The sequence below is a fragment of the Pseudomonas sp. GW821-FHT09E12 genome, from assembly GCF_059416085.1.
The window spans coordinates 1-25,280 of the sequence record NZ_JBWKOM010000015.1; the positions used below are offsets into that span (position 1 = coordinate 1).

At 65.1% G+C, this 25,280-nt stretch carries 21 protein-coding genes; 14 read left to right on the forward strand and 7 right to left on the reverse strand.

Going from position 1 to position 25,280, the window contains the following annotated elements:
- Nucleotides 1-162: 162 nt before the first annotated feature.
- Nucleotides 163-1,167, reverse strand: a complete 1,005-nt coding sequence (locus AC07PQ_RS30310) for a zinc-binding dehydrogenase (protein ID WP_493184269.1) — start codon at nt 1,165-1,167, stop codon at nt 163-165.
- A complete protein-coding gene (locus AC07PQ_RS30315; protein WP_493184270.1) occupies nt 1,157-2,089 on the reverse strand; it encodes a TIGR03571 family LLM class oxidoreductase in 933 nt (310 codons plus the stop codon). Before AC07PQ_RS30315 ends, AC07PQ_RS30310 begins: the two co-directional genes overlap by 11 nt.
- Nucleotides 2,090-2,332: 243 nt before the next feature.
- Between AC07PQ_RS30315 and mrdA the strand changes: the two genes are divergently transcribed.
- The gene (gene mrdA, locus AC07PQ_RS30320; RefSeq protein WP_007928203.1) at nt 2,333-4,225 is read left to right on the forward strand and encodes a penicillin-binding protein 2; all 1,893 of its coding nucleotides are present in this window, start codon (nt 2,333-2,335) and stop codon (nt 4,223-4,225) included.
- A 1-nt stretch (nt 4,226) separates the two neighbouring features.
- Here the strand turns inward: mrdA and AC07PQ_RS30325 are convergent, their stop codons facing one another.
- Nucleotides 4,227-5,213 (reverse strand): LysR family transcriptional regulator, encoded by a 987-nt coding sequence (locus tag AC07PQ_RS30325; protein ID WP_009044872.1) that lies wholly within the window; start codon nt 5,211-5,213, stop codon nt 4,227-4,229.
- A 155-nt stretch (nt 5,214-5,368) separates the two neighbouring features.
- Here AC07PQ_RS30325 and AC07PQ_RS30330 point away from each other — a divergent pair, with 155 nt between their 5' ends.
- The 3 genes from AC07PQ_RS30330 to AC07PQ_RS30340 are packed head-to-tail and all read left to right on the forward strand — an operon-like array spanning nt 5,369 to nt 8,348.
- On the forward strand, nt 5,369-6,670 hold the full coding sequence (locus AC07PQ_RS30330) for an MFS transporter (protein ID WP_493184271.1): 1,302 nt from the start codon (nt 5,369-5,371) through the stop codon (nt 6,668-6,670).
- Nucleotides 6,667-7,422: a class II aldolase/adducin family protein gene (locus AC07PQ_RS30335; RefSeq protein ID WP_007928209.1), complete on the forward strand. Its 756-nt coding sequence runs from the start codon at nt 6,667-6,669 to the stop codon at nt 7,420-7,422. Before AC07PQ_RS30330 ends, AC07PQ_RS30335 begins: the two co-directional genes overlap by 4 nt.
- The gene (locus tag AC07PQ_RS30340; protein ID WP_493184272.1) at nt 7,419-8,348 is read left to right on the forward strand and encodes a 2-hydroxyacid dehydrogenase; all 930 of its coding nucleotides are present in this window, start codon (nt 7,419-7,421) and stop codon (nt 8,346-8,348) included. Before AC07PQ_RS30335 ends, AC07PQ_RS30340 begins: the two co-directional genes overlap by 4 nt.
- Here AC07PQ_RS30340 and AC07PQ_RS30345 read toward each other — a convergent pair.
- Nucleotides 8,342-9,277, reverse strand: coding sequence for a LysR family transcriptional regulator (locus AC07PQ_RS30345; protein WP_493184273.1), 936 nt, complete (start codon nt 9,275-9,277; stop codon nt 8,342-8,344). The genes AC07PQ_RS30340 and AC07PQ_RS30345 overlap by 7 nt on opposite strands.
- Before the next feature lie 182 nt (nt 9,278-9,459).
- Between AC07PQ_RS30345 and AC07PQ_RS30350 the strand changes: the two genes are divergently transcribed.
- The 3 genes from AC07PQ_RS30350 to AC07PQ_RS30360 all read left to right on the forward strand — a co-directional run bounded on the left by AC07PQ_RS30350 (nt 9,460) and on the right by AC07PQ_RS30360 (nt 13,199).
- Complete coding sequence (locus AC07PQ_RS30350) at nt 9,460-10,764, forward strand: MFS transporter (RefSeq protein ID WP_493184274.1); 1,305 nt, start codon at nt 9,460-9,462, stop codon at nt 10,762-10,764.
- 169 nt (nt 10,765-10,933) lie between these two features.
- Entirely contained in the window at nt 10,934-12,163 is a 1,230-nt protein-coding gene (locus AC07PQ_RS30355; RefSeq protein WP_493184275.1) for a Zn-dependent hydrolase, read from the forward strand.
- A 10-nt stretch (nt 12,164-12,173) separates the two neighbouring features.
- Complete coding sequence (locus AC07PQ_RS30360) at nt 12,174-13,199, forward strand: histone deacetylase family protein (RefSeq protein ID WP_493184276.1); 1,026 nt, start codon at nt 12,174-12,176, stop codon at nt 13,197-13,199.
- 199 nt (nt 13,200-13,398) lie between these two features.
- Here the strand turns inward: AC07PQ_RS30360 and AC07PQ_RS30365 are convergent, their stop codons facing one another.
- The gene (locus tag AC07PQ_RS30365; protein ID WP_007928223.1) at nt 13,399-13,677 is read right to left on the reverse strand and encodes a hypothetical protein; all 279 of its coding nucleotides are present in this window, start codon (nt 13,675-13,677) and stop codon (nt 13,399-13,401) included.
- A 515-nt stretch (nt 13,678-14,192) separates the two neighbouring features.
- Between AC07PQ_RS30365 and AC07PQ_RS30370 the strand changes: the two genes are divergently transcribed.
- From AC07PQ_RS30370 to qhpG, 7 genes are all read left to right on the forward strand, one after another.
- On the forward strand, nt 14,193-14,390 hold the full coding sequence (locus tag AC07PQ_RS30370; RefSeq protein ID WP_177323800.1) for a hypothetical protein: 198 nt from the start codon (nt 14,193-14,195) through the stop codon (nt 14,388-14,390).
- The gene (locus tag AC07PQ_RS30375) at nt 14,387-14,773 is read left to right on the forward strand and encodes a hypothetical protein (RefSeq protein WP_007928225.1); all 387 of its coding nucleotides are present in this window, start codon (nt 14,387-14,389) and stop codon (nt 14,771-14,773) included. The genes AC07PQ_RS30370 and AC07PQ_RS30375 overlap by 4 nt, the downstream gene beginning before the upstream one ends.
- Nucleotides 14,774-14,794: 21 nt before the next feature.
- Entirely contained in the window at nt 14,795-15,181 is a 387-nt protein-coding gene (locus tag AC07PQ_RS30380; RefSeq protein ID WP_150052409.1) for a hypothetical protein, read from the forward strand.
- Between the two features lie 458 nt (nt 15,182-15,639).
- The gene (locus AC07PQ_RS30385; RefSeq protein ID WP_493184277.1) at nt 15,640-17,556 is read left to right on the forward strand and encodes a sigma-54-dependent Fis family transcriptional regulator; all 1,917 of its coding nucleotides are present in this window, start codon (nt 15,640-15,642) and stop codon (nt 17,554-17,556) included.
- Nucleotides 17,556-19,274, forward strand: a complete 1,719-nt coding sequence (locus tag AC07PQ_RS30390; protein WP_493184278.1) for an ABC transporter ATP-binding protein — start codon at nt 17,556-17,558, stop codon at nt 19,272-19,274. Before AC07PQ_RS30385 ends, AC07PQ_RS30390 begins: the two co-directional genes overlap by 1 nt.
- A complete protein-coding gene (gene qhpE / locus AC07PQ_RS30395) occupies nt 19,264-19,941 on the forward strand; it encodes a subtilisin-like serine protease QhpE (protein WP_493184279.1) in 678 nt (225 codons plus the stop codon). The genes AC07PQ_RS30390 and qhpE overlap by 11 nt, the downstream gene beginning before the upstream one ends.
- Nucleotides 19,938-21,245: a flavin-dependent monooxygenase QhpG gene (gene qhpG, locus AC07PQ_RS30400; protein WP_493184280.1), complete on the forward strand. Its 1,308-nt coding sequence runs from the start codon at nt 19,938-19,940 to the stop codon at nt 21,243-21,245. The genes qhpE and qhpG overlap by 4 nt, the downstream gene beginning before the upstream one ends.
- Nucleotides 21,246-21,468: 223 nt before the next feature.
- Here the strand turns inward: qhpG and AC07PQ_RS30405 are convergent, their stop codons facing one another.
- Nucleotides 21,469-23,370 (reverse strand): amidohydrolase, encoded by a 1,902-nt coding sequence (locus tag AC07PQ_RS30405; protein WP_493184281.1) that lies wholly within the window; start codon nt 23,368-23,370, stop codon nt 21,469-21,471.
- A gap of 220 nt (nt 23,371-23,590) precedes the next feature.
- Nucleotides 23,591-25,081 carry an aldehyde dehydrogenase family protein gene (locus AC07PQ_RS30410; protein ID WP_007921874.1) on the reverse strand — a complete coding sequence of 497 codons (1,491 nt, stop codon included), beginning with the start codon at nt 25,079-25,081 and terminating at the stop codon, nt 23,591-23,593.
- Nucleotides 25,082-25,280 lie beyond the last annotated feature (199 nt).

Below are 25,280 nucleotides of genomic sequence, written 5' to 3' on the forward strand. Positions count from 1 at the left end.
CCCCATGTGAGAGTAGGTCATCGTCAAGATTAAATTCCGAAACCCCAATTGCGAAAGCAATTGGGGTTTTGTTTTTGCGCGCGGAAAAACCTTTCCAGTCACCGGAGAGCAGTGCGCTTCGACTCAAGAACTACCTCAAGCCGAAGGCACCCTTGGCGGGCGTTAACGTCCCAGGCTGTTGTGGGTCAGCCGGGCTACCCACTTGCCATGCTGCTCACCATTCTTCAATGCCCGCAGTTTCTCCGGCAGTTGGTTGAAGTCGAACTCAATCAGCGGTGCAGGTTGCAGCAGACCCGATACAGTCCCGCTCATCAGTTGCTCGGCGTACTGACGTAGCTGTTGCCAGTCGGCTCGGCTGCCGTAAGCGTGAATACTGTTGAGGGCCACCTCGTGGAGTGAGATCGCGGTGCTGAACGCCGGCAATGGCGCTGCCTCCTGACGATCCTGAATACACACCAAGTGCCCGTTGTAACCCAGCAGTGCTGCCAGCCTGCGCGCCTGAGCCCCGCTGACGGTATCGAACAGCGCATGCAGGCAACGTTCGCCCAGTCGCGATTGCAGCTCGGTTTGCCAGGTGCCTGCCCGATAGTCGAAGACCCCGACCGCGCCTTGCGCCAGCAACCGCGCATGGTGCTGGGCAGACGCCGTCGCCCACACCCGCAAACCACGTTGCGCCGCCAACTGAACCAGCAGTGAACCCACTGCCCCGCCAGCTCCCACGATCAGCACATCACGTGCACCTACAACGGGGACTTTATCCAGCGCCTGCAAGGCGGTCAGGCCGGGGCAGGGCAGGCTGGCGGCAACTGCGTCATCCAGTGACTCAGGAACCGGCAGCGCCGCATCGGCATCGAGCAGGCAATACTCGGCGAAGCTGCCATCACGGCTCAGCGACTGGTGATAAGCCCCCCGCGTACCGATCTTCAGCGTCACCGCGGAACCTGCGGCCACCACCACACCAACGCCATCGACACCAGGCACGCGGCCGGTATGCCAATCGGCATGTCCCCACTCGATGATCTTCCAGTCCACCGGGTTGAGAGCGATCGCGGTATTGGCGATCAGCACTTCATTCGCTCCCGGTTGTGGCAATGTCTTGCGGATCAGTTGAAGGCCTTCCAGGCCGGCTCCTGCGGTCCAGCCCCAGGCGTTGTATTCAGTTGGCATGGTGAAACCTCGGCAGTACGAATTCGGCAATTTCCTCGATGGCCTCGGCCACCGGGCGTTCACTGCGGCGCAGATGCAGGCCGACATGCTGCACGCCTGCCTCTCGCAGGGCCTGCAGTTCCTCAATCAGTGCCTGGCGCCCACAGCGGCCACCAAAGCGCAGGCGCTGCATGGGTGCATGTGGGTCAGCGGCAAGGTCCAGGTGGACGAAGCTGATATAGGGTTTGTCGCCACCGACCTCACGCCAGAGCGCGACGCGTCGGCGATGTTCGTCCGGGATGCCCGGGTAGGCGAGCCAGCCGTCCATGTGTTCACCGATCCAGGCCGGCGATTGCTGGCCCAGCCCGGCCACCAGCAGCGGTGCGGCTTCAGGACGCTGTGGCAGCAGATGAGCGCCCTCGGGCAAGCGATCCTGTCCCTGGCTGTGCAACAGCTCGACAGCATCGCGAAAGAGTTCTCCGCGCTGGGCGTAATCGACACTGAACAGCGGATACTCCATCGGCCGGTCACCACTGGCGACCCCCAGCAGCAAGCGACCATCGCTCAACTCGTCGATGCTGTTGGCGGCCTTGAGGGTCAGCCACGGCTGACGCAACGGCAGGACCACCGCGGCGGTTCCGAGCATGATGTTCTGCGTGATGCCGGCCAGATAGCCGAGGTAGGAAAAGGTTTCGAAGACCTGAGCGGCATCGCCGAAATTCGGGTCGTACACTGGTACGTCACGTACCCATAGCGCGCGAAAGCCGGCCTGGTCCGCCAGGCGGGCGAGGGTTGCGTGCTGCTTGAGGTCCGGCATGCCGAAGGGGCGACCTTCGATCTGGCGCAGGCGTTGGCCATCGCTGGACCAGTCGTTATCGAGCGGCAGTTCCAGGCCGACGGAAAAGTTGTTCCTGCCAAGCAGGCGTTGAAAACGAGGGTGCATGAAGGGCTCCGGAGTCTCGCCCGTGGCAAGACGGTCATAGGGATCACAGCGCAGCAGTATCCCCAGGCCCGGCCCACGGAAAAATGCATGAATCGGAACAACAATCTTGAGCGGGCATCACGAATCGGCCGAATTCTTCATGAAAGCGCCGGGACGGTTTTTGGTATGGTGCAGCTCGTTTTTCAAGGGACCGACATTCACCCGCACGGATCAGCGTTCACTATTCCACGAGAAGCTGTAGCAATGCCTGAACCGATACCGATCAAGGACCACGAAAAAGAGACGCGTCTGGTCAACAAAAGGCTGTTGGCCTGCGCGCTCCTGGTGGTCGCCATCACCTGCACCCTGATCGGGCGCCTGTACTTCCTGCAGGTGGTCGAATTCGACTATCACTCGACCATCTCCGAAAACAATCGGGTGCACGTGCTGCCCATCACCCCGACTCGCGGCCTGATCTACGACCGCAACGGCGTGCTGCTGGCCGACAACCGCCCCAGCTTCAACCTGACCATCACCCGCGAGCGCACCACCGATCTGAAAGGCGAGCTGGACCAGGTGGTCAGCCTGCTGCACCTGCCCGCTGAAGACCGTGCGCTGTTCGACAAGGCGCTGAAGCAGTCACGCCACCCGTTCGTGCCGGTCACCCTGTTCTATGAGCTGACCGAAGAGCAGATCGCCGTGCTGGCGGTCAACGAGTACCGCTTGCCGGGGCTGGAGGTCGAGGCCCAGTTCGTGCGGCACTATCCGATGGGCGCGCACTTCGCCCATTCCATCGGCTATGTCGGGCGCATCAACGAGAAGGAAGCCAAGGTCCTGGACTCGGTGGAGTACCGCGGCACCCAGTCGATCGGCAAGACCGGGATCGAGCGCTTCTACGAGTCCGAACTGCATGGCCATGTCGGCTATGAAGAGGTGGAAACCAACGCCCAGGGCCGGGTCATGCGGGTGCTCAAGCACACCGATCCGATCCCTGGGAAAAACATCGTGCTCAGCCTCGACGTGAAGTTGCAGGAGGCGGCCGAGGCGGCCCTGGGCGACCGTCGCGGATCGGTGGTGGCCCTCGATCCGCAGACCGGCGAAGTGCTGGCCATGGTCAGCAAGCCGAGCTTCGACCCTAACCTGTTCGTCACCGGCATCAGCTTCAAGGAGTACAGCGCGTTACGCGACTCCATCGACCGGCCGCTGTTCAACCGGGTGCTGCGCGGCCTGTATGCGCCGGGTTCGACCATCAAGCCGGAGGTGGCGATCGCCGGGCTGGACTCCGGGGTGGTCAACGCCTCGACCCGAGTGTTCGATCCGGGTTACTACCAACTGCCGGACGTCGACCACAAATACCGGAACTGGAACCACAGCGGCGACGGCTGGGTGGACCTGGACGCGGCGATCATGCGTTCCAACGACACCTACTTCTACGACCTGGCGCACAAGCTCGGTATCGATCGCCTGCACGATTACCTGGCGATGTTCGGCCTGGGCGAGAAAGTCTCCCTGGACATGTTCGAGGAGGCGTCGGGACTGATGCCGTCCCAGGCCTGGAAGCGCGCCACCCGGCGTCAGCCGTGGTTCCCTGGCGAGACGGTAATTCTCGGCATTGGCCAAGGGTATATGCAGGTCACGCCGCTGCAGCTGGCCCAGGCGACGGCGCTGATCGCCAACAAGGGCGTGTGGAATCGCCCTCATCTGGCCAAGACCGTCGATGGCGTGGCGCCGGTGGACGAACACCCGATGCCGAACATCCGGCTCAAGGACCCGGTCGACTGGGACCTGGTCAGCCACGGCATGCAGATGGTGATGCACGCGCCCCGGGGCACCGCGCGCGACGCGGCGGCCGGCGCACAATACCGCATCGCCGGTAAGAGCGGTACGGCGCAGGTGGTGGCGATCAAACAGGGCGAGCGTTACGACCGTCTCAAGACCCGCGAGCGCCATCGTGACAATGCCTTGTTCGTCGGCTTCGCGCCGGCCGAGCACCCGCAGATCGTGGTAGCGGTGATGATCGAGAACGGCGAGGCCGGCGGTCGGGTCGCGGGCCCCGTGGTTCGTCAGGTCATGGATGCCTGGCTGCTCGATCAGCAAGGCCACCTGAAGCCGCAGTACGCCAGCCCTGGCAAGGGGCCGGACGTTCCCCACGCCTGAGTCATTTGAACATCAGGCTGTCCGGCACCTGCTCACGAATACTGAGCATGTGCTGGATGCTGTCCAGGAACAGGGTTTCGGCCTGGCTCATTTTCTGCTCCCGGTGCCACAGCAGCTGGATATCGAAATCCACCACGCCCTCGTCCGGCGGCAAACGCCAGAGCAGCCCTTGCTCGACATCCCGCCTGACCAGGTGGATCGGCAGGCAGCCGATCCCGAACCCTGCGCAGATCAGGCGATAGATCTCTTCAAAGCTGGTGGAGGAGGCAACGATCTTGCCGGTAAAGCCCTGCTGGTCGCGAAACAGCGTCAGCGGTGACAGGTTGCCCCCCAACTGGTCGCTGGTGAAGCTGACGAAGTTCTCGTTGGCCAGCTGTTGCAGGCTCAGGTCCTGCTGGCCGAACAGCCGGTGGCGCTGGCCGCAGAAGTAGGCATACCGCTCGCGAAACAACACCCGCTGTTCCAGCCTGGGTTGTGGCAGGCGGCACAGCCCGACCCCCAGGGTCGCGGTCTTTTGCAGCAGCGAACTGATGATGTCCGAGCTGCCCATCACCTCGACTTCCAGCTCGATTTTCGGGTGGGCCTCATGGAAATCGGCGAGGAACTCGTCGTAATGCGGCGCCTGCACACCGCTGACGGTGAGGATGCGGATCTTGCCCACCACGTCGTCGTTGCGGCTCTCCAGCACCGTGCCCAGGCGCGAGATATCGCCGTAGATATCGGTGGCGATACGCAGCACTTCCTCCCCGGTTTCCGTCAGCTCGAAGCGCCGTCCGCTGCGCGCGATCAACACGCAATCGAGCTGTTCCTCCAGGCGCTTGAGGGCCTGGCTGACCGCCGACTGGGTGATGTGCAGGCGTGCGGCGGCCCGGCTCATGCTGCCTTCCTGGCCGATTACCAGGTAGGTGCGCAGCAGGTTCCAGTCCAGGCGATCGTTGAGGAAACGCCGACCGACCCAGGGGTTGGAGGTGGAGAGCGGTGCGGGCATGGCGGCTCCATGTAGTAGCGGTGCTAATAGCAAAGATAAGGATTTGAAAATTGACTAATCCTGGCATGACGGCGATAAAGCCCACAAGCGCCAGAGAGCGCCGCGTGATCAGCCTTCCGCACCTGCCCAAAACTACAAATACACAGGGTCCTTGCATGCACAGCACTCCTCAGCCGCGCCGAGCCGCGGCGGCGGCCTTTATCGGCACGACCATCGAGTTCTACGACTTCTACATCTACGCCACGGCCGCGGCCCTGGTCCTCGGCCAGGTGTTCTTTCCCAGCAGCGACCCGGTGATGAGCACCCTGGCAGCCTTCGGCAGCTTCGCCGTGGGCTTCATCGCCCGGCCCATGGCCGGCATGGTGTTCGGCCACCTCGGCGATCGCCTCGGGCGCAAGAAAATGCTGCTGGTGACCATGGCGCTGATGGGCCTGGCCACCACCGGCATCGGCTTGCTGCCCAGCTACGCCAGCGTCGGCATCTGGGCGCCCATCAGCCTGATCGTGCTGCGCATCATCCAGGGCATTTCCGTGGGCGGCGAGTGGGGCGGGGCGGTGCTGATGGCCAGCGAACATGCCCCGGCCAAACGCAAGACCTTCTACGCCTCCTTCGCCCAGCTCGGCAGCCCGGCCGGCCTGCTGCTGGCGTTGATCGCCTTCCGCCTGGTGACCGGGCTGGACCAGCAGGACTTCCTCGACTGGGGCTGGCGCCTGCCGTTTCTCGCCAGCGGCGTGCTGATGATGTTCGGCCTGATGATCCGCTCCGGCGTGCACGAGTCGCCGGAGTTCGCCAAGGCCCGGGACAACAACGAAACCGCCAAGTACCCGGTGATGGAAGTGCTGCGCAGCTGCTGGAAGCAGATCCTGTTCGCCGCCGCCGCGGTGACCATCGGTTCGGCCGGCTTCTTCTTCACCAACACCTTCATGATCACCTACGTCACCCAGTACCAGGGCATTTCCCGGGCGACCATTCTCGATTGCCTGTTCCTGGTGACGATCATCCAGCTGCTGTCCCAGCCGGTCTCCGCGCTGCTGGCCGAGCGTATCGGCGAAGGGCGTTTCCTCAAGTGGGTGGCGTTGCTGTGCATGGCCACGCCGTACCCGATGTTCCTGTTAGTCGGCACCCAGAACATTGTGCTGATGACCCTTGGCATCGCCCTGGCGGTGGTGATTCTCTCGGCGCTGTACGCGGTGATCGCCGGCTACATGACCCAGGCCTTCCCGGTGCACCTGCGCTACTCGGGGATCTCCATCGCTTACCAACTGGCCTGCGCGGTCGCCGGTGGCAGCACGCCGCTGATCGGCACCCTGCTGGCCAGCCAGTTTTCCGGACAGTGGCTGCCGCTGGCGATGTTCTTCAGCCTGCTGTCGGCCCTGTCATTGATCGGCGTCTGCGGCCTGGCCCGGCTGCGCGCCAACCCGACTGTCCACCACGCTGCCAAAGAGGTGTATTCGTGAGCAAACCCGAACACATGAGCCCGATTGAATGGCAGGCCCGCTGCGAGCTGGCGGCCCTGTATCGACTGGTCGCGCACTTTCGCATGACCGACCTGATCGACACCCACATCACTCTGCGCATTCCAGGGCCCGAGCATCATTTTTTGATCAACCGCTACGGGGTGATCTTCGACCGCATGCGTGCCAGCGACCTGGTGCGCATCGACCAGGAGGGGCGCATCGTCGACCCGCACTACGCCGGGCACCGGGTCAACGCCGCCGGCTTCGTCATCCACTCGGCGATCCACATGGCGCGCCCGGACCTCAACTGCGTGATCCACACCCACACCGCCGCCGGCATCGCAGTGGCCGCGCAGAAACAGGGGCTGTTGCCCATCAGCCAGCACGCGCTGAAGTTCTACGGCAAGCTGGCGTACCACACCTATGAAGGCATCGCCCTGTCCCTGGACGAGCGCGAGCGCCTGATCGCCGACCTTGGCCCGCACAAGGCGATGATCCTGCGTAACCACGGCCTGCTGGTGGGCGGTGCCAGCGTCGCCCATGCGTTCCAGGAGATTCATTTTCTCGAGCGTGCCTGCCAGGCCCAGGTCCAGGCGCTGGCCGGCGGTTGCGAGCTGAACTACCCGTCGCCGCAGGTCTGCGCCCACACCGCCGAACAGTTCGAACGCGACGACGCCGACCACATCATCGAGCTGGCCTGGGAGGCCGCCCTGACCTTGATCGAGTCCCAGCGCGAGTCCTATCTGTCATGAGCCTCGTGGTGCTGCTGTCCCGTGACCGCCTGTTGCTCAAGCAATTGCAGGCTGCCTTCGCCCGTTGTGCGCCACAGGTGCAGGCGGTGCTGGCCGACGATCCGCGTGCCGCCCAGGCGCAGGTCGCCGCTTGCTGGTTTCCACCCGCCGGCAGCCTGGGGCGCTTGCCCAGCCTGCAAGTGATTCATTCGGTGGCGGCGGGCATCGACCACCTGGAACACGACCCTTCGTGCCCGGACCTGCCGGTGTGCCGGGTGGTGGACCCGGGCCACCGCCAGGGCATGACTGAGTACCTGCGCTGGGCGGTGATCCACTATCACCGCGGCTTCGACCGGGTGCTGGAGCAGCAGCGCGAACGGCACTGGGAGCGGCCGCTGCAACGGCCGGCGCGGCAGTTCAAGGTCGGGGTCATGGGCCTGGGTTCCCTGGGCAGCGCCATCGCCCTCGACCTGGCCGCCGCCGGCTACGACGTGCGCGGCTGGGCTCGCAGCGCCAAGTGCCTGGCGGGGGTACAAACCTTCGTCGGGCCGGGGCAACTGGAGCCCTTTCTCGACCAAGTGGAACTGCTGATCAACCTGCTGCCCCTGACCGCCGAGACCCGCGGCATTCTCGGGCGCGACAGCTTTGCCCGGCTGGCCCATGGCGCGGCGCTGGTCAATGTCGGGCGCGGCGGCCACCTCAACCTCGACAACTTGCGCCAAGCCCTGGCCAGCGGCCAACTGCGTGGCGCTTTGCTCGATGTGTTCGAACAGGAGCCGCTGCCGGCCGATCATCCGTTGTGGAGCACCCCCGGGGTCACTCTCACCCCGCACATGGCCTCGGCGGCCTCCCACGATTGCATCGCCGAGCAGGTGGCGGACAACCTGCGGCGCCTGCAAGCCGGCGAGCCGCTGTTGAACGAGGTGGACAGGGCCCAGGGTTACTGAGCGCCCAGGCCGGCCTGCAAGGCCTCGATAAAGACTGTCTCGGCGCGGCTCATGCGCTGTTCGCGGTTCCACAGCAGATGGATGTCGACGTCGGCGATGCCTTCGTCGGGAGGCAGGCGCCACAGCAGCCCGGCTTCGACATCGGCCGCCACCACATGCTCGGGCAGGCAGCCGATACCGTAGCCGGCGATCACCAGGCGCCGCACTTCTTCCAGGCTCGGCGACGAGGCGACGATGCGCCCGCTGAAACCCTGTTGGTCGCGAAAGATGGTCAGCGGCGAGAGCATGCCGCCGATCTGGTCGCTGGTGAAGCTGACGAAATTCTCCCGCTGCAAGTCGCCTTCGGACACGTCCTGCTGACCGAACAGCCCATGGTGCTTGCCACAGAAAAACGCATAGCGCTGGCGCAGGAACAGCCGCTGTTCCAGGCGCGGCTGGGGCCGGCGGTTGAGGCTCAGGCCGAGGGTCGCGGTTTTTTCCTGCAGGGCGCTGACGATGTCCGAGCTGCGCAGCACCTCGATCTCCAGGTTGACCCGCGGATGCTGGCGGTGGAAGTCGGCGAGGAAGTCATCGAAACGCGCGGAAAAGATCCGGCTGATCATCAGTAGGCGCACCTTGCCGATCACCTCATCGGCCGGCTGCTCCAGCACGCCGCTGACCTGGGACATCTGCCCGTAGATTTCGCCGGCCAGGTGGAAGATCTGCTCGCCGACTTCGGTCAGGGCAAAACGTGGCCCGCGCCGGGCGATCAACTGGCGGCCCAACTGTTCCTCCAGGCGCTTGAGGGCCTGGCTCACCGCCGGCTGGGTCAGGTGCAGGCGAGCGGCCGCGCGGCTGATGCTCAGCTCCTGGCCGATCACCCGAAAGGTGCGCAGCAGGTTCCAGTCCAGGCGGTCGTTGAGCAGGCGGTCGGGCAGGCGGTTGGACATGGCGCGGGGCTCTGGGTCGAAGGACAGGGCTGATAATAAGTAGAAGTAATAATCAGCATAATAAATAGAAAATTGACTAATTATAGGCCCGCGACGATAAATCCCTCCCAGACAGGCGCCGCCAGAGCGCCTCTGCGTTCCCGTTCTCTCCTGCCAGAAAAATAATCAAAGGAGCACGATCCATGAAGCCTTCAGCTTCGCCCCAGCCGCGCCGTGCGGCCGCCGCCGCCTTTATCGGCACCATGATCGAGTGGTACGACTTCTACATCTACGCCACCGCCGCGGCGCTGGTGTTCGGCGCCTTGTTCTTCCCCTCCGACGACAAACTGTTCAGCACCATGGCGGCCTTCGGCACCTTCGCCGTGGGCTTCTTCGCCCGACCATTGGGCGGCATCGTGTTCGGCCATATCGGCGACCGTATCGGGCGCAAGAAATCCCTGGTGATCACCCTGCTGATGATGGGCGTGGTCACGGTGTGCATCGGCCTGCTGCCGACTTATGCACAGATCGGCGCGGCGGCACCGGTGCTGCTGATCCTGCTGCGCATCGTCCAGGGCATCGCCGTCGGTGGCGAGTGGGGCGGGGCGGTGTTGATGGCTGGCGAGCATGCGCCCAAGGGCCGGCGCAACTTCTTTGCTTCCTTTGCGCAGTTGGGCAGCCCGGCGGGGTTGATCCTGTCGCTGCTGGCCTTCAGCGCGGTCACCCGCCTGCCCGAAGAAGACCTGATGAACTGGGGCTGGCGCCTGCCGTTCCTCGCCAGTGCGCTGTTGCTGGTGGTGGGCCTGGCGATTCGCCTGGGGGTCAATGAGTCGCCGGAATTCCTCGCCAGCCGCGAGCAGGCGCAGAAGAATCTGCGCAAGGAACAGGCGCCGGTGATGGAAGTGCTGCACAGCGCCTGGCGTCCGCTGCTGCTGTGCATCGGCGCCAACACCTTAGGCATCGCCGGGGTGTATTTCACCAACACCTTCATGATCGCCTACAGCACTCAGCAACTGGGCTTGCCGCGCTCGCTGATCCTGGAATGCCTGTTCGTGGTGGCGATCATCCAGTTCTGCATCCAGCCCCTGGCGGCCTGGACCGCCGAGAAGATCGGCGCCACGCGCTTCCTGTGCCTGGTGTCGTTGCTGGCCATGGCCTCGCCCTACCCGATGTTCGTGCTGGTGAGCAGCGGCCAGGCGCCGCTGATCATCCTCGGCATCGCCCTGGCGGTGGTGTGCATGGCGTCTTTCTATGCGGTGATCGCCGGCTACGTCAGCGGCATGTTCGAGACCCGCGTGCGCTACACCGCGATCTCCCTGGCCTATCAGATCTGCGGCGCCGTAGCCGGTGGCCTGACGCCGCTGATCGGCACCTGGCTGGCCCATCAATTCGCCGGCCAGTGGTGGCCGATGGCGCTGTTCTACAGCCTGATCGCGACCATTTCGCTGCTCTGCGTGCTGGCCCTGGCCCGTCGCCATGCAGCCGTCCACCGCCTGGAAATGGCTTGAGCCCCGGCTCTGTACGAAAAGTGGCTGCGCTCGGTCATGCTGCGTTAAAAACAGGCTCGGAATGCTCATTTAGGCCCCTAAACTCCGCTTCCTCGCCTGTTTTTGCCTTGCCTGACCTTCGCTCGCCGACTTTTCGTACAGACCCTAATCGAATCCGGAGAACCGAAGCATGTTGAAGATCAACGGTGAACGCCTGTGGGCGAGCCTGATGGCCATGGCCGAAATCGGCGCGACCGCCCGTGGCGGCAGCTGCCGCCTGGCCCTGAGCGAGGACGACAAGGCCGGGCGCGAGCTGTTTGCAAGCTGGTGCCGCGAGGCCGGCATGAGCCTGAGCGTCGACCCCATCGGCAACCTGTTTGCCCGCCGTCCGGGCAGTGACCCCGACGCCGCCCCGGTGATGATGGGCAGCCACCTCGACACCCAGCCCGAAGGCGGGCGCTTCGATGGCGTGTACGGCGTGCTCGCCGGCCTGGAGGTGGTGCGCCGCCTCAACGATCTGCAAATCCAGACCCGCAAGCCGCTGGAGGTGGCGGTGTGGACCAACGAGGAGGGCGCGCGTTTTACCCCGGCCATGTTCGGCTCGGCGGTGTTCACCGGGATCATGGACCTGGAGACCGCCCTGGCGGTGCGCGACGCCGACGGCATCAGCGTCGCCGAGGCCCTGCACGCCACCGGCTACGCCGGTACGCGGCCCCTGGGTGGGGCGGTGGATGCCTACTTCGAGGCGCATATCGAACAGGGGCCGATCCTCGAAGACAACACCAAGAGCATCGGCGTGGTCAGCGGCGGCCAGGCGATCCGCTGGCTCGACGTGCAGGTCGAAGGTATGGCGGCTCACGCCGGCACCACGCCGATGCCGCTGCGCAAGGATGCGCTCTACGGCGCCGCGCAGATGATCCTGGCGATCGAAACCCTGGCCACGGACTTTGCCCCCGAGGGCCTGACCACCGTCGGTGAGCTGAGCATCGCCAAGTCTTCGCGCAACACCATTCCCGGCCTGTTGCAGTTCACCGTCGATCTGCGGCACCACCGCGACAGCGCCATCGCCGCGATGGAGCAGGAGGTCCGCGCGCGGCTTGGCGCCATCGCCGGACAACGCCAGCTGAAGGTGACCATCAGCCCGCATTGGATCAGCCCGGCCACGCCCTTCGATGCCGACTGCGTGGCGGCCGTGCAACAGGCGGTGGACGGCCTGGGCTACGCTCAGCAATCGATCGTCAGTGGCGCTGGCCATGACGCGATTCACCTGGCGCGATTCTGCCCCACGGCCATGGTCTTCATCCCGTGCGTTGGCGGCCTGAGCCACAACGAAGCCGAAGACGTATTGCCCGAGGACGTGCGCCAGGGCACCGACGTATTGCTCAACGCCGTGCTGGCCCGCGCCGGCCAGGTCGAATAAGGAGAAGGTCATGCGCAGTTTTTTCCACCCCGAACAGTTGCTGCACCATCCGCGCAGCTATTACTCCCGCGGCCAGATGCGCACCCCGCAGGAAGTGCCCGAGCGCGCCCAGCGCCTGGTCCAGGCTGCGCACTCCCTGGGCTTTGAGGTGCTGCAACCGGAGGATGCCGGCCTGCAACCGCTGCTGGCGGTGCATGGCGCGGCGTACCTGCAATTTCTCAAGGAAGCCCACCAGCGCTGGAAGGAGATTCCCGAGGACTGGGGCGACGAGGTGATGTCGAACATCTTCGTCCGCGAGCCCAACGCTCTGCGCGGCATCCTCGCCCAGGCCGCGCGTTACCTGGCCGATGGCAGCTGCCCGGTGGGCGAACTGACCTGGCGTTCGGCCTACTGGTCGGCGCAAAGCGCGATTGCCGGCGCCCGCGCCTTGCTCGACGGCGAACCGGCGGCCTACGCCCTGTGCCGCCCGCCGGGCCATCACGCCCGGGCCGAAGCCGCCGGCGGTTTCTGCTACCTGAACAACGCGGCGATCGCCGCCCAGGTACTGCGCGAAAAATTCGCCCGGGTCGCGGTGCTGGACTCCGACATGCACCACGGCCAGGGCATCCAGGAAATCTTCTACGAACGCGACGACGTGCTGTACGTCTCGGTGCACGGCGACCCGACCAACTTCTACCCGGGCGTCGCCGGTTTCGCCGACGAGCGCGGCAGCGGCGCGGGGCAGGGCTACAACCTCAACCTGCCAATGGCCCACGGCGCCAGCGAAGCCGATTTCCTCGCCCAACTGGAAACCGCCCTGGCGGCGGTGAAAAGCTTCGACGCGCAAGTGCTGGTGCTGTCCCTGGGTTTCGACATCTACGAGCTCGACCCGCAAAGCAAAGTGGCGGTAACCCGCGCAGGTTTCGCCCGCCTCGGCGAACGCATCCGCAGCCTCGGCCTGCCGTGCCTGATCGTGCAGGAAGGCGGCTACCACCTGGAAAGCCTGGAAGACAACGCACGGGCGTTTTTTGCCGAAGCAGGGGCCTGGAAGCTCTGAGCGCGGTGGCTGTCAGATCGTTTCGCATTCCTACAGGACGGCGATGGCCATGGCTCTGCAGGAGCGAGGCTTGCCCTCGATAAACCTCAACGATAACGCGTTGCTTCTGTGTGTCCTCATACGAAAGCCCCTGAATCAAAAGATCCAGGGGCTTTTTAATGCCTGCAACAGACTGTCGCAGAGGACGTCGGGAAGGGGCTCAAGCGCTTAGAGACGGCCCTTGCATCGCCTTGCCCTGCGCCACATCCAGCAAGGCCACGCCATCGCTCAGCAGCAGCGAGGCGATATCGGCGATCTGGAACAAATCACTTTCATCCGCGGTACGCGCGGTCATGCAAGACAGGCTGTTCATCAGTTTGTGAATGGCGCGAACGCGCCGGTCGGCGCAGGCCAGCAAGTCCACCAGCGAGGCGCTGGAATCGATCAGCAGGACAGGATGCTCGGTGGCAGTGCTGTGAAGCGGGATATATCCGTTCATTGATGTAGCTCCGTGTGTTAGGTGGGCCACCACCAAACCCTCCTACAAGCTGGGTGGCAGCTGTACGCGGGGTAGGAGACCGGTCACACGACCCGGCCACGCCGAAGCGTGCCCGCGCACAGCCGCCATAAACACAGGGCAGCAAAAAGCACCCAGAAAAAGCTGGGCGCTCGTGCACGGTGTGATACTCGGGCTCCTACACCCGGTCGCTGATTTGGCAGCGACCGGCGCAGAGTAATGACGCGCCTTCATGAGCGCAAGCCCCGACTCAATGACCGAACGTAACAACAGAGTAGGCGACCAATACGCCATCTCAGACCTTGATCCGGCTCCAGCGTCAGACAAGTACAGGCACGCTTGTAGGACTCTCCTGAAATACACGTTTTTACCCTGTTCAAGTGTTCTATCCGCTTGAGCCGACAGATGACGGTCAGCACCATCCCCCCGCCTTATCAATAGCGCCAACACGCTCAACGGCTTGCTTGGACGCGTCGTTTATCAGGGAGGAGGGGGGTATGTGGCTGCGCCTTGAAGCCTTTTTAACGACGCCTATTGTCGGAACACTGTGCGTCGCACTGGGTGTTCCAACTGCTGGCTTAGCCTCGTTGGCTTGTGGTGTCGTGGTTGTAGGAAGTGCTTCTTTTACGGCTGGTGTCGTTGGTAACTCTGCCGGGGAAGCAATGGCCGAGAAAATTTATGAGGCGGTCAAATGAGCCTGAATACGGCAGACAAAATATTTCTGGTGGTCGGACTCGTCGATTTTGCAGGGATATTTATTGTGCTTGGTATCTGCTTGCACATGGCCTACACCAAGATGGACTTGATGTTGGATCATCTGAAAAACAGTGCTGTGCTCAGCACGCTGACCACGCTCAGGCACGGTGGCCCATGGGGGAAACTGATTCTGGTCGGGAGCATTTCCGGTTTTGTAACCTTCCCCCATTTTTACCTTAAGCGTGGCTGGGTCAGTGCCGAGGACTTGCTGGGTTTTCCTGCGGCGCTTAAGCGCAAGTTGGTCGTGCTGCAGTGGAGTGCGCTAGCGCTGATAGTGGTCATGACGGGCCTTGCGGCGGTGGTCAAGCTGGGTGTTGTTTGAGGTTATTTACGAGAGCCACAAATGAGTACCCCTGAGATTGCTTTCGGGTATCTGGGTGGCGTCGTGATTCTCGGCACACTTGTCTGGATTGGTGTCGCGTTGCACATGGCCTATACGAAAATGGATGAGCTCTTGGACCATCTGAAAAACTGTTCCGCCATCATGGCCCGCGCTCCGTTAAAACACGGCGGTCCCTGGGGGAAGCTGTTGCTGATTGGGGGGATCTCCGGGATCGTGACGTTTCCCGGTTTTTATCTCAAAAGGGGGGAGTTGAGTGCCGAGGATTTGAACAATTTTCCCCTGCCATTTAAACGAAAGCTGGCCGTGTTGCAGTGGAGCGTTATCGGGCTTCTGGGCTTTGCTGCTCTCCTATGGGTGATTGGCAAAGTTGTAGGTTGGCACCCATAAATCGTGTGTATTTCGGCCTGCCTGCCTGCCTGCAAAACAAAGTGGCAGTGGCCCGTACAAGTGCGCCTGTCTCGGCGAATGCATCTGTAGCCTCGGCCTGGCAGTGCTGATTGCTGTGGTTGTGAGATCGCTTTGCGGGCAAGCCTCGCTCCTACGGAAACAGCAGCATCCGTAGGGCGGCAGGGCGGTGCTCGATGGCCCGCGATGGGCGATAACGCGGGCGTCTTCTTTGCGCCATGCGGCTCTTGCCATCCGCTTTACGTTAACGTCAAGATGCTCTGGCGCGGTTTTTCCCGTGGCGCAGGTTTTGCTTCTGTGAATGGCAGGGCTGGCCGCGGGCCAAACTTCCCTTTACTGCCTTCTGAACCGGGTGTAGACATTGCCCATGGCTTGCGTGCCCCTCGCAACCCAAGGGAATGGACCGGGGAGGTGCCGGGCGGACCGATTCGGAGCGCTTGATGACTCTTATAAAAACAACAACCGGCGAGCTGCAGCACCAAGCCGGGCTGGCCCGCAGAAAACTCCATCTGGAAGGCGCAGTCCCCGATGGCGTATTGCGTGCGGAAATCGATGCGTCATGGCGGCGCAGCCTCAGCCATGGCGTGCACTTCAATGGCCAGCCGGAGCTGACCCTGGAGTCCGGCGCCAGCCTCGAGGTGCTGCTGGCGAGCAATCGCCTGCTGCTCGACGCGGCAATACCCGCCATCGACTACCTGGCCGAGCGCCAGGGCAAGGACGGCCTGATTATCCTGGCCAATGCCGACGCCACCATTCTTGCGGTCGAAGGCCGGGCCGACCGGCTCAAGGGCAGCGGCGTGCAGGACATCACCCTCGGCGCCTGCTGGAGCGAAGCCACCCGTGGCACCAATGCCCTGGGCACGGCGCTGGTGGAAGCGCGCACCACCCTGATCGACTGCGGCGAACATTACCTGGACCGCCTGAGCCCTTTTTCCTGCACCTCGGTGCCCATTCACTGCCCCCAGGGCGAGATCCTCGGCGTGCTCGACCTGACCCGCGAAGGCCCGCTGGGCCGTATCCACGACAGCACCGCGCTGCTGAGCATGGCGGTCAGCCAGATCGAGAGCCGGGTGTTCAACAACAGCTTTCCCGAGCAGATTGTCCTGGCGTTCCACAGTCGTCGGCAGTATCTCGAATCGCCGTGGCAAGGCTTGCTCGCGGTCAGTCTCGGCGGGCAGATCCTGGCGGTCAGCGCCCAGGCCTGCCAGTTGTTGCGCGCCGAGCGTTCGGCACTGGTGGGGCGACGTTGCGAAGAGTTTCTCGGCGTGGATGGCGTGCAACTGCTCGGCCGTTTGCAACAGGGCGGCATCGGCAGCCTGCAGACCGCCAAGGGCGAATTTTTCTACAAGACCCTGCGCGCCCCGCAACGCTCGATCAATGTCAGCAGCGTGCCGCGCGGCACGTCGAAAAGCGCCCCCAGCCAGGCGCAGCCCGACCCGCAACTCGACACCCTGGCCGGCAGCAACAGCCGTTATGCCCGGGCCTTGCGCATGGCCCGGCAGGGCCTGGCCAATGCCTTGCCGGTGTTGCTGCTGGGGGAAACCGGCACCGGCAAGGAGGTCATCGCCCGCGCTCTGCACATGGCGGGCAGTCGCGCCGACAAGCCCTTTATCGCGGTGAACTGCGCGGCGATCCCCGAGGGCCTGATCGAGTCGGAGCTGTTCGGTTATCGCGAGGGCGCCTTCACCGGTTCGCGCCGTGGCGGCATGATCGGCCGCCTGCAACAGGCCCATGGCGGCACGCTGTTCCTCGATGAAATCGGCGATATGCCGCTGGCCTTGCAGGCGCGCCTGTTGCGGGTGCTGCAGGACCGCAAGGTAGCGCCGCTGGGCGCCGGCGAAGAACAGGACATCGATGTGGCGCTGATCTGCGCCACCCACCGCGACCTCAAGCAGCAGGTGGCCGACAAGCAGTTTCGCGAGGACCTGTTCTACCGGGTCAACGGCATCAGCGTGATGCTCCCGGCGCTGCGCGAGCGCGAGGACTTCGACGCGTTGCTGGAGGTCCTGCTGGCCAAGCTCGGCAGCCCCGGCGCGGCCCTGGCCGAGGACCTGCGCCAGTTGCTGGCCGGCTATCACTGGCCGGGCAACATTCGCCAGTTGGAGATGGTCCTGCGCACCGCCCTGGCCATGCGCGAGGCGGGCGACGTGGTCCTGGGCCTGGAGCACCTGCCCGACAGCATGCTTGACGATCTCAACGCCAGCGAACGCCCGGCCAGCGGCAGCATCCGCGAGAACCAGCTGGAGCTGATCCGCCAGGCGCTGGACAGCCACCAGGGCAATGTCTCCGCCGCCGCCGATGCCCTGGGCATCAGTCGCGCGACCCTGTACCGCAAGCTCAAGCAGTTGCGCAGCTGATGGCGCGCCTGCTCAGCCGGCTGGTGGACAGCCCCGACCCCGCGGCCCTGCAAGCCGCCTTGCGCTGGCTGTACGGGTTTGTCCGCCCGCAGCGCCTGGCCATCGCCGGGTTGCTGGCGCTGTCGGTCTGCGCCTCGTTGCTGGTGCTGGTGCAGCCGTGGCTGACCAAGCTGCTGATCGACGATGGCCTGCTGGCGCGCAATTTCCCGAGGCTGGCGTGGATCGCCGGGCTGATGATTCTCGCCGGGCTGCTGGGCACCGCGCTGTCGGGCATCAACCGCTACCTGCACACGCGCCTGTCGGGGCGGATCCTGTTCGCCCTGCGCGACGACCTGTACCGGCATTTGCAGCGCCTGTCGCCGGGCTTCTACGGCCAGCGGCGGATCGGCGACCTGATGTCGCGGCTCGATGGCGACGTCGCGGAGATCCAGCGTTTTGCCGTCGATTCGCTGTTCTCCGCGGTGTCCAGCGTGATCGGCCTGGTGGTGGCCCTGGCGCTGCTGGTGACCCTGTCCTGGCAGCTGTCGCTGCTGGCGCTGCTGCTGATTCCGCTGGACGTGCTCTGGCTGCGCTGGATGCGGCGCAAGGTCGAGCGCGATGTGCGGCAATTGCGCGAGCGTTCGGCGGACATGTCGTCGTTCATGGTCGAGACCCTTCCGGTGATGAAGTTCATCCAGGGCGCCGGCCAGCAGCAGCGCGAAGCCCGGCGCCTGGAGCAGTTGGGGCAGGGCTACATGAGCCAGTTGCTGCGCCTGCAGGTCAGCGAGTTCTTCACCCAGGCGGTGCCCGGCACCCTGACTTCGCTGTCGCGGGCCTGTGCGTTCCTGATCGGCGGCTATTGGGTGGTGCAGGGCACCTGGCAGCTGGGCGCGCTGATTGCCTTTTCCACTTACCTGGGCATGGCCGTGGGGCCGGTGCAGAGCCTGCTGGGGCTGTACGTGGCGATCCAGCGCATGAGCGTCAGCCTGGGCCGGGTCATGGAGCTGCGCGGCGAGCAACCGAGCGTGACCACGCCGGCGCAACCGTTGCCGATGCCCAGCGGCGGCGAGCTGTATTTTCGTGATCTGCACTTCAGCCACCCGGGGCGGCCGAGCACCCTGCGCGGCATCGAGGCACGCATTCCCTATGGCCTGAAGGTGGCCCTGGGTGGCGGTTCCGGGGTCGGCAAATCGACCCTGATCGACCTGCTGCAACGCCACCACGACCCGCAGTCCGGGCAGGTGCTGCTGGACGGTATCGACCTGCGCCAGCTCGACCTGTTCGAGCTGCGCCGGCGCATCGCCGTGGTCAGCCAGGACATCGTGCTGTTCCGCGGCAGCCTGGCCGACAACCTGGCCTACAGCGTGCCCGACGCACCGCGCGCGGCGGTGGCCGAGGTGGCGCGGCTGGCGCAACTGGACAGCCTGATCGAATCGCTGCCCGAGGGCCTGGACAGCCCGTTGGGCGAGCGCGGCCAGCAGCTGTCCGGCGGGCAGAAACAACGGATCGCGATTGCCCGCGCGCTGCTCCAGGACCCGTTGATCCTGGTGCTGGACGAAGCCACCTCGGCGGTGGACGAAAGCACCGAGCGCGAAGTGATCGAGGCCATCGACCGGCTGTTCGCCGGGCGCACGCGGATCCTGATCAGCCATCGGCCGTCGACCCTGGCCGACGCCGACTTGCGTTTCGAGCTGGTGGACGGCGTGTTGCACTCCGTGAAGGTGCCCCATGAAGCCTGAGCTGCGGATCGGCGTGGTCGACAGCGGGCATACGGCCGTGCAACGCCCGCAGGTGGTGGCCGGGCGGCGCTTCTACCTGGTGGAAGACGGGGTCGGTGAGGGCGACTTGCGCGAAGACCCCCTCGGCCACGGCAGCGCGATCATCGAGGCGATCAGCGCGCGGGCGCCCCAGGCGCGTTTCTGTGTGGCCCAGGTGTTCGACCAGCGCGGGGTGACCAGTGCGCTGCAGATCGCCAGCGCCCTGGACTGGCTGGTGAGCCAGCAGGTGCGGCTGGTCAACCTCAGCCTGGGGCTGCGCCAGGACCGCCGCCTGTTGCGCGAAGCCTGCGCGGCCGCCCTGGCCCGTGGCGTGCTGTTGTGCGCCTCGACGCCGGCCCAGGGCGAGGGGGTGTACCCGGCCCGTTACCCGGGGGTGCTGCGGGTCACCGGCGATGCCCGTTGCACCCCCGGCGAATGGTCGTGGCTCGACAGCCAGCAGGCCGACTTCGCCGCCTGTGTGCAGGGCAGCCACCCCGGCCAGTCCGGCGCCAGCCTGGGCTGCGCGGCATTGAGCGGGCATATCGCCCGCTACCTCGGCGAACACCGCGACGCCGACAACCTGCAGGTGGTCCAGTGGCTGCGGACCCACGCCCGCTATCACGGCCCCGAACGGCGCGGCTGGACATGAGGCCGATCCTGGTGCTCGGCGCCGGCCCGGCGGGGGCTGCGGTGGCCCTGGGCTTGCGCCGCCTGGGCTATGAGGTGGCGCTGGTCAGCGAGTGGCGGCGTTTCCCGGCGCTCGAAGGGGTGTCGCTGCGAGTGCTCGAAGCCCTGCGTGGCGCCGGCCTTGGGCGTGGGCTGGAGGCGGCGTTGCAGGCGTCCCAGCGTCAGGTGGCGTGGAACGGCCAGAGCCATGGGCAGAACGTCGAATACCTGCTGGATCGCCCGCGTTTCGATCGCGGCCTGCGTGAGGATTTGCGCGAGGCCGGGGTCGAGCTGATCGAGGGCCGGGTGCTGGAGGTGCAGTCGACGGCGAGCGGGCATCGGCTGCGGATCGAGGGGCAGGCCGAGCGTTTCGCGGACTTTCTGGTGGAGGCCCGCGGGCGCCAGGCGCCTGCATTGAGTAAAGAACTGGGCAAAGGCCTGCGGGGCCCGGAGACGCTCAGCCTGCTCAACCGCTGGCAGGGCGCGCCGGGCAGCACCGCCAGCGCCGTGCACAGCCTGGAGGATGGCTGGGCCTGGATGGCGCGCCAGGCCGACGGCCAGTGTTACTGGCAACTGACGGTGGACGTGGCCAGCGCCGCGCTGCCGGGCAAGGCGCAGTTGCTGGATTACTGCCGCCAGCGACGCCAGGCTTCGGCCCTGGCGCGGGCGTTTTTCGCTGACGGGCCGCAGCACGATGTGCAGCTGCACGCACGCAGTAGCACGGCGATCCTCTGCCCGCAGGTGTGTGGCGCCAACTGGATTCGCGTGGGCGATGCGGCCATGGCCGTGGACCCGCTGTCGGGCAACGGGATCTTCCAGTCGCTGTCCTCGGCGTTGCAGGCGCCGGCGGTGATCAACACGCTGCTGCAACGGCCCGAACGGGCGGCGCTGGCGCAGCGCTTCCATGCCCAGCGGGTGGAGCAATTGTTCCTGCGTTTTGCCCGCATCGGCCGCGATTTCTACGCCGACGAGCAGCGCTGGGCCGAACAGCCGTTCTGGCAGGTGCGCCGGCAATGGCCGGACCGCGAGCCGGCGCATCGCGTCGCGGACTTTTCCGCCCTGCGCATCGAGCGCGCCCCGGTATTGCGCGACGGCCTGGTGGACGAAGCCGAGGTGGTGATCACCCCGGACCAGCCGCTGGGCATCTGGCATGTGCAAGGGGTGGAGCTGGCGCCGCTGTTGCGCCGCTTGCCCAACGAGCCGGCGCAACAGCTGCTGGCGGGTCTGAGCGCGGAGCAGGACAAGGCCGTGCGCGGCTGGTTGCTGGGGCAGGGATACCAGCCTTGAGGCGACGGTGGCGGCTTTTGTAGCCGCTGCCGCAGGCTGCGATCGGCGGCGCAGCCGCCGCAAAGGCACCCGCGATCGATCGTCGGATGTGTGGCGCCTGGGCGAATGATCGCGGGCAAGCCTCGCTCCTACAGGGGCTCTCATCTTCCGTAGGAGCGAGGCTTGCTCGCGATCCGCGCAGCGGCCATCCAAACCCCGCCGCCCGGCTTGCGACAGCTGACGATCAGCGATCGGGATTGACGTACACCCGGTGGCCGCCTTTCCAGGTTTCACAGACCTTGATGTCCCTGATGCTGGTGGCCGGCACTTTCTCGTCGAGGGGATCCTGCTCGAGAATCACCAGGTCCGCGAAATAACCGTCCTGCAGGGACCCGGTCCAGCCCTCGGCGTGGCACTGCCAGGCCGCGTCATAGGTGATGGCTTTCAAGGCCTGCTTGCGCGTCAGGCACTCGGCTTCATTGAGGATCGGTTGCAGCCTTGGGTCGTGGACGAACCGCCCCTGGGCATCGCGAATGCCTTCCATCTTGCGGGTCACCGCCTGCTCCATGGAACGCAGTGGCCCCAACGGCGTTACCGAACAGTCGCTGTGCAGGGTCATTCTCAGGTTGTGGTCCAGGGCCGACTGGCACAGGTCGAGCATCTGTTCGGCCTTGCCTTCGAAGATCGCCTGTTTGAAGGCGTAGCCCCAGTAGCCGACATGACCGATCAGGAAGCTTGGCGACAGGCCCAGGCGCTGCAGGGTCTGCAGGGTGCCCGCGGTCAGCAGCGAGCAGTGCTCGATGCGGTGGCGTTTTTCCAGGGCGCTGCCGCCCTGCAAGGCCGCCTCGTAGGCTTGCAGGGTGAACTCGATGGCCCGGTCGCCGTTGGCGTGGATCATCAGCGGCCAGCCGGTTTCGACGGCATTGCGCACCACGGTCTTGTAGGCATCGGGTGGGGTCACCGGGGTGTGGTCCTGGTCGCAGAAGTTGAAGTTGCCCACCGGCCGCGTCGCCTCGCAGCAGTAGCGCGTGGCCTGGTAGCCCGTCAGCCCCTGGTTGGAACCGTCCGACACCAGCTTGACCGAGCCCTGGTAGAAGCGCTTGGCCTGTTCCCGGCTGACCGGCTGGTAGCGCGGCAGCTTGCCGATGGCCTCGGGCGTGCCATCGCAGGCGGCGGCATAACCGATCCGCAGCTTCCTGGGGCGGGTCAGGAAGTAGGCGCCCAGTACCCGCTTCGACTGGGGGTCCATCATCGCGTCGTAGAGCAGGGTGATCCCGCGGCGCGACGCCTTGTCGAAGTAGTCTTCGAGGTGCTTGAAGATATTGAGTATTTCCAGCTGCTGCCTGAGGGGAATGCTCTTGATGGCGGCCAGCACCTGGGCTTCCTGCAGGACACCGTTGTCGGCCCTGACGCCGGTCTTCTTGAACACCGCATCGCTGGCCGCGGTGTTCAGGTAGGCGGTGTGCATGGACGCGCTGATCAGCAGCATCGGATGCTGCTTGTCGATGGTGTCCAGGTTGCCGATGTCGTCGCCGGGGCCGCAGTGGAAGGTGATGAGTCTGTTCAGGCCGTGGGGTACGACCTGGAAGGGCATCAGCGCCGGATCGACCTGATGGCCGAGGATCCAGGTCGAGTTGTCCTTGGGCAGGTTGGCCTGGATGGTGCTTTTCAACCAGAGCCAGTCATAGGTGGGCCGTAGCCGCTGGTTCTTGTGCTCATCGGGGTTGTCGGTATCGATGGCCCCCAGGTTCAGCCAGCCTTCCATGGCACAGCTCTGCACGATATGGGCGTGGGGTTCAATCAGGCCGGGCAACAGGGTCTTGCCGTTCAACGACTGCTTTTTGTAGGTGATGCCCAGGGTGTTCATGCGGGCTTCGACGGCGGCCAGGGTGCCGGATGCGACCACGTCGCCGGCGTGGATGCCCAGGGCCTCGACCCGTTCGTCCATGTTGCCGTCGCGCAAGGGGTAGATGGTGCCGTTGGTAAAGATGATGGACTCGCCGGCCGGTTCCTTGGCCAGCTCATTGGCGTCCTGTGGCTGGCTGGCGGTATGGCTGGCCGGGTCGAGTGTGTCCTTCAGAGCGTTCCAGATGGGGTTGTGGCATCCGCATTGGACCCCGTCGTGATCATATCCATTTGATCCCATGATGCTTCCCTCGGGTTTTCGGTGGTGATGAGGTGTGGGTTGAAGGTGGGTGAGCCAGGTTCGCAGGGCAACTGTCGAGCCGGCTCGGGCTGAGCGTAGCAGCCGTTCGGGGCGCAGGCTGGGCAGCGGGTCGGCGACCCTGAACCAGTCGTCGGGAGACGCCGGACAGACCCCGGCGCCGCCGTTGAGGAGCGCTTGCGCTATGGGCTATCGCGGGTCGTCAGAGCTTGATCAGCACCGATTTCAGCTCGGTGTAATGCTCGATCGCCGCGTAACCCATTTCCCGGCCCACGCCGGACATCTTGTAGCCACCGAACGGCAGCGCCGGGTCGAGGGCGCTGTGGCAGTTGACCCAGACCGAGCCGGACTTGATCCGCGGGATCATCCGGTGCACCGCCGCCAGGTCGTTGGACCAGATGCTCGCGCCCAGGCCGTAGGGGCTGTCGTTGGCCATGCGCAGGGCATCGGCCTCGTCGTCGAAAGGAATGGCCACCAGCACCGGGCCGAAGATCTCTTCCTGCACCAGCGAGTGCTGCTGGTCGACGTCGACGATTACCGTCGGCTTGACGAAATAGCCGGGGCCGAACCGCTCGCCGCCGCAGGCGATAGTGGCGCCGCTGTCCCGGCCCATCTCGATATAGCGCCAGACTCGCTCCTGCTGCCGGGCGGAGATCAGCGGGCCCATGTCGACGCTGGCGTCCAGGCCGCTGCCGAGTTTCATGGCGTTGGCAATGCCGGCGATATCGGCCACCACATTGTCGAAGTGCTTGCGCTGCACATACAGCCTGGAGCCGGCGCAGCAGACCTGGCCCTGGTTGAAGAAGATCGCGCTGGCGGCGCCGGCCGCGGCGCTGCCCAGGTCGGCATCGGCCATGACAATGGTCGGCGACTTGCCGCCCAGTTCCAGGGTGACCCGGGTCATGGAATCCATGGCGATCTTGCCGATTTCCTTGCCCACCGCGGTGGAGCCGGTGAAGGTCAGCTTGTCCACCCGTGGGTTGTGGGTCAGGGCGGCGCCCGCGGTGATGCCGGTGCCGGTGACCACGTTGAACACGCCGTCGGGGTAGCCGGCTTCCTGCACCAGCTCGGCGAGTTTCAACGCGGTCAGCGGGGTTTCGTCGGCCGGCTTGAGCACCACGGTGCAGCCGGTGGCCAGGGCCGGGCCGAGCTTCCAGCAGGCCAGCAGCAGCGGGAAGTTCCAGGCGACGATGGCGCCGACCACGCCCACCGCTTCGCGGCGGATGAAACTGTGGAACTGCTGGTCGGGCATCAGCGGTACGGAGACCTCGACGCTGCTGCCTTCGATCTTGGTCGCCCAGCCGGCCATGTAGCGCAAAAAATCGATGGCCAGTTGCACGTCCATGACCTGGGCCACCGCGGCGCTCTTGCCGTTGTTCAGGCACTCCAGTTGCGCCAGCAGCTCGGCGTCGCGCTGCATCAGGTCGGCGAGTTTCCACAGCAGGTTCTGCCGTTCCCGCGGGCGGGTGCGGCTCCAGGGCGAATCGTCGAAGGCCTGGCGCGCAGCCAGCACCGCGCGGTCGACATCGTCCACCGTGGCCCGCGGCACCACGCACAGTTGCTCGCCGGTGGCCGGGTTGTGCAGCGGCATGGTCTGGCCGTCGGCGGCCTCGACCCATTCGGCGCCGATCAGCATGCGCGGGGCGCGCTGGATAAAGGCGGTGGTGGCGGGGAGCAGGGTTGCAATAGCCATGACAGAACCTCTTGTTATGCGTGAGGCGAGGGCTTTCGCAACCGCTGTGCCAGTTTTTAATTTCGATTAACTATATGATTTTAATAGGGTTTATTTGATGTGACGGAAGGGCTGCGGATACAAGCTGTCGCAAATTGCGAATGCCTTGAGACACCCCGGCCTGAACTTATGGGGGCCTGCTTCGTCGTAAAGGGGCCTG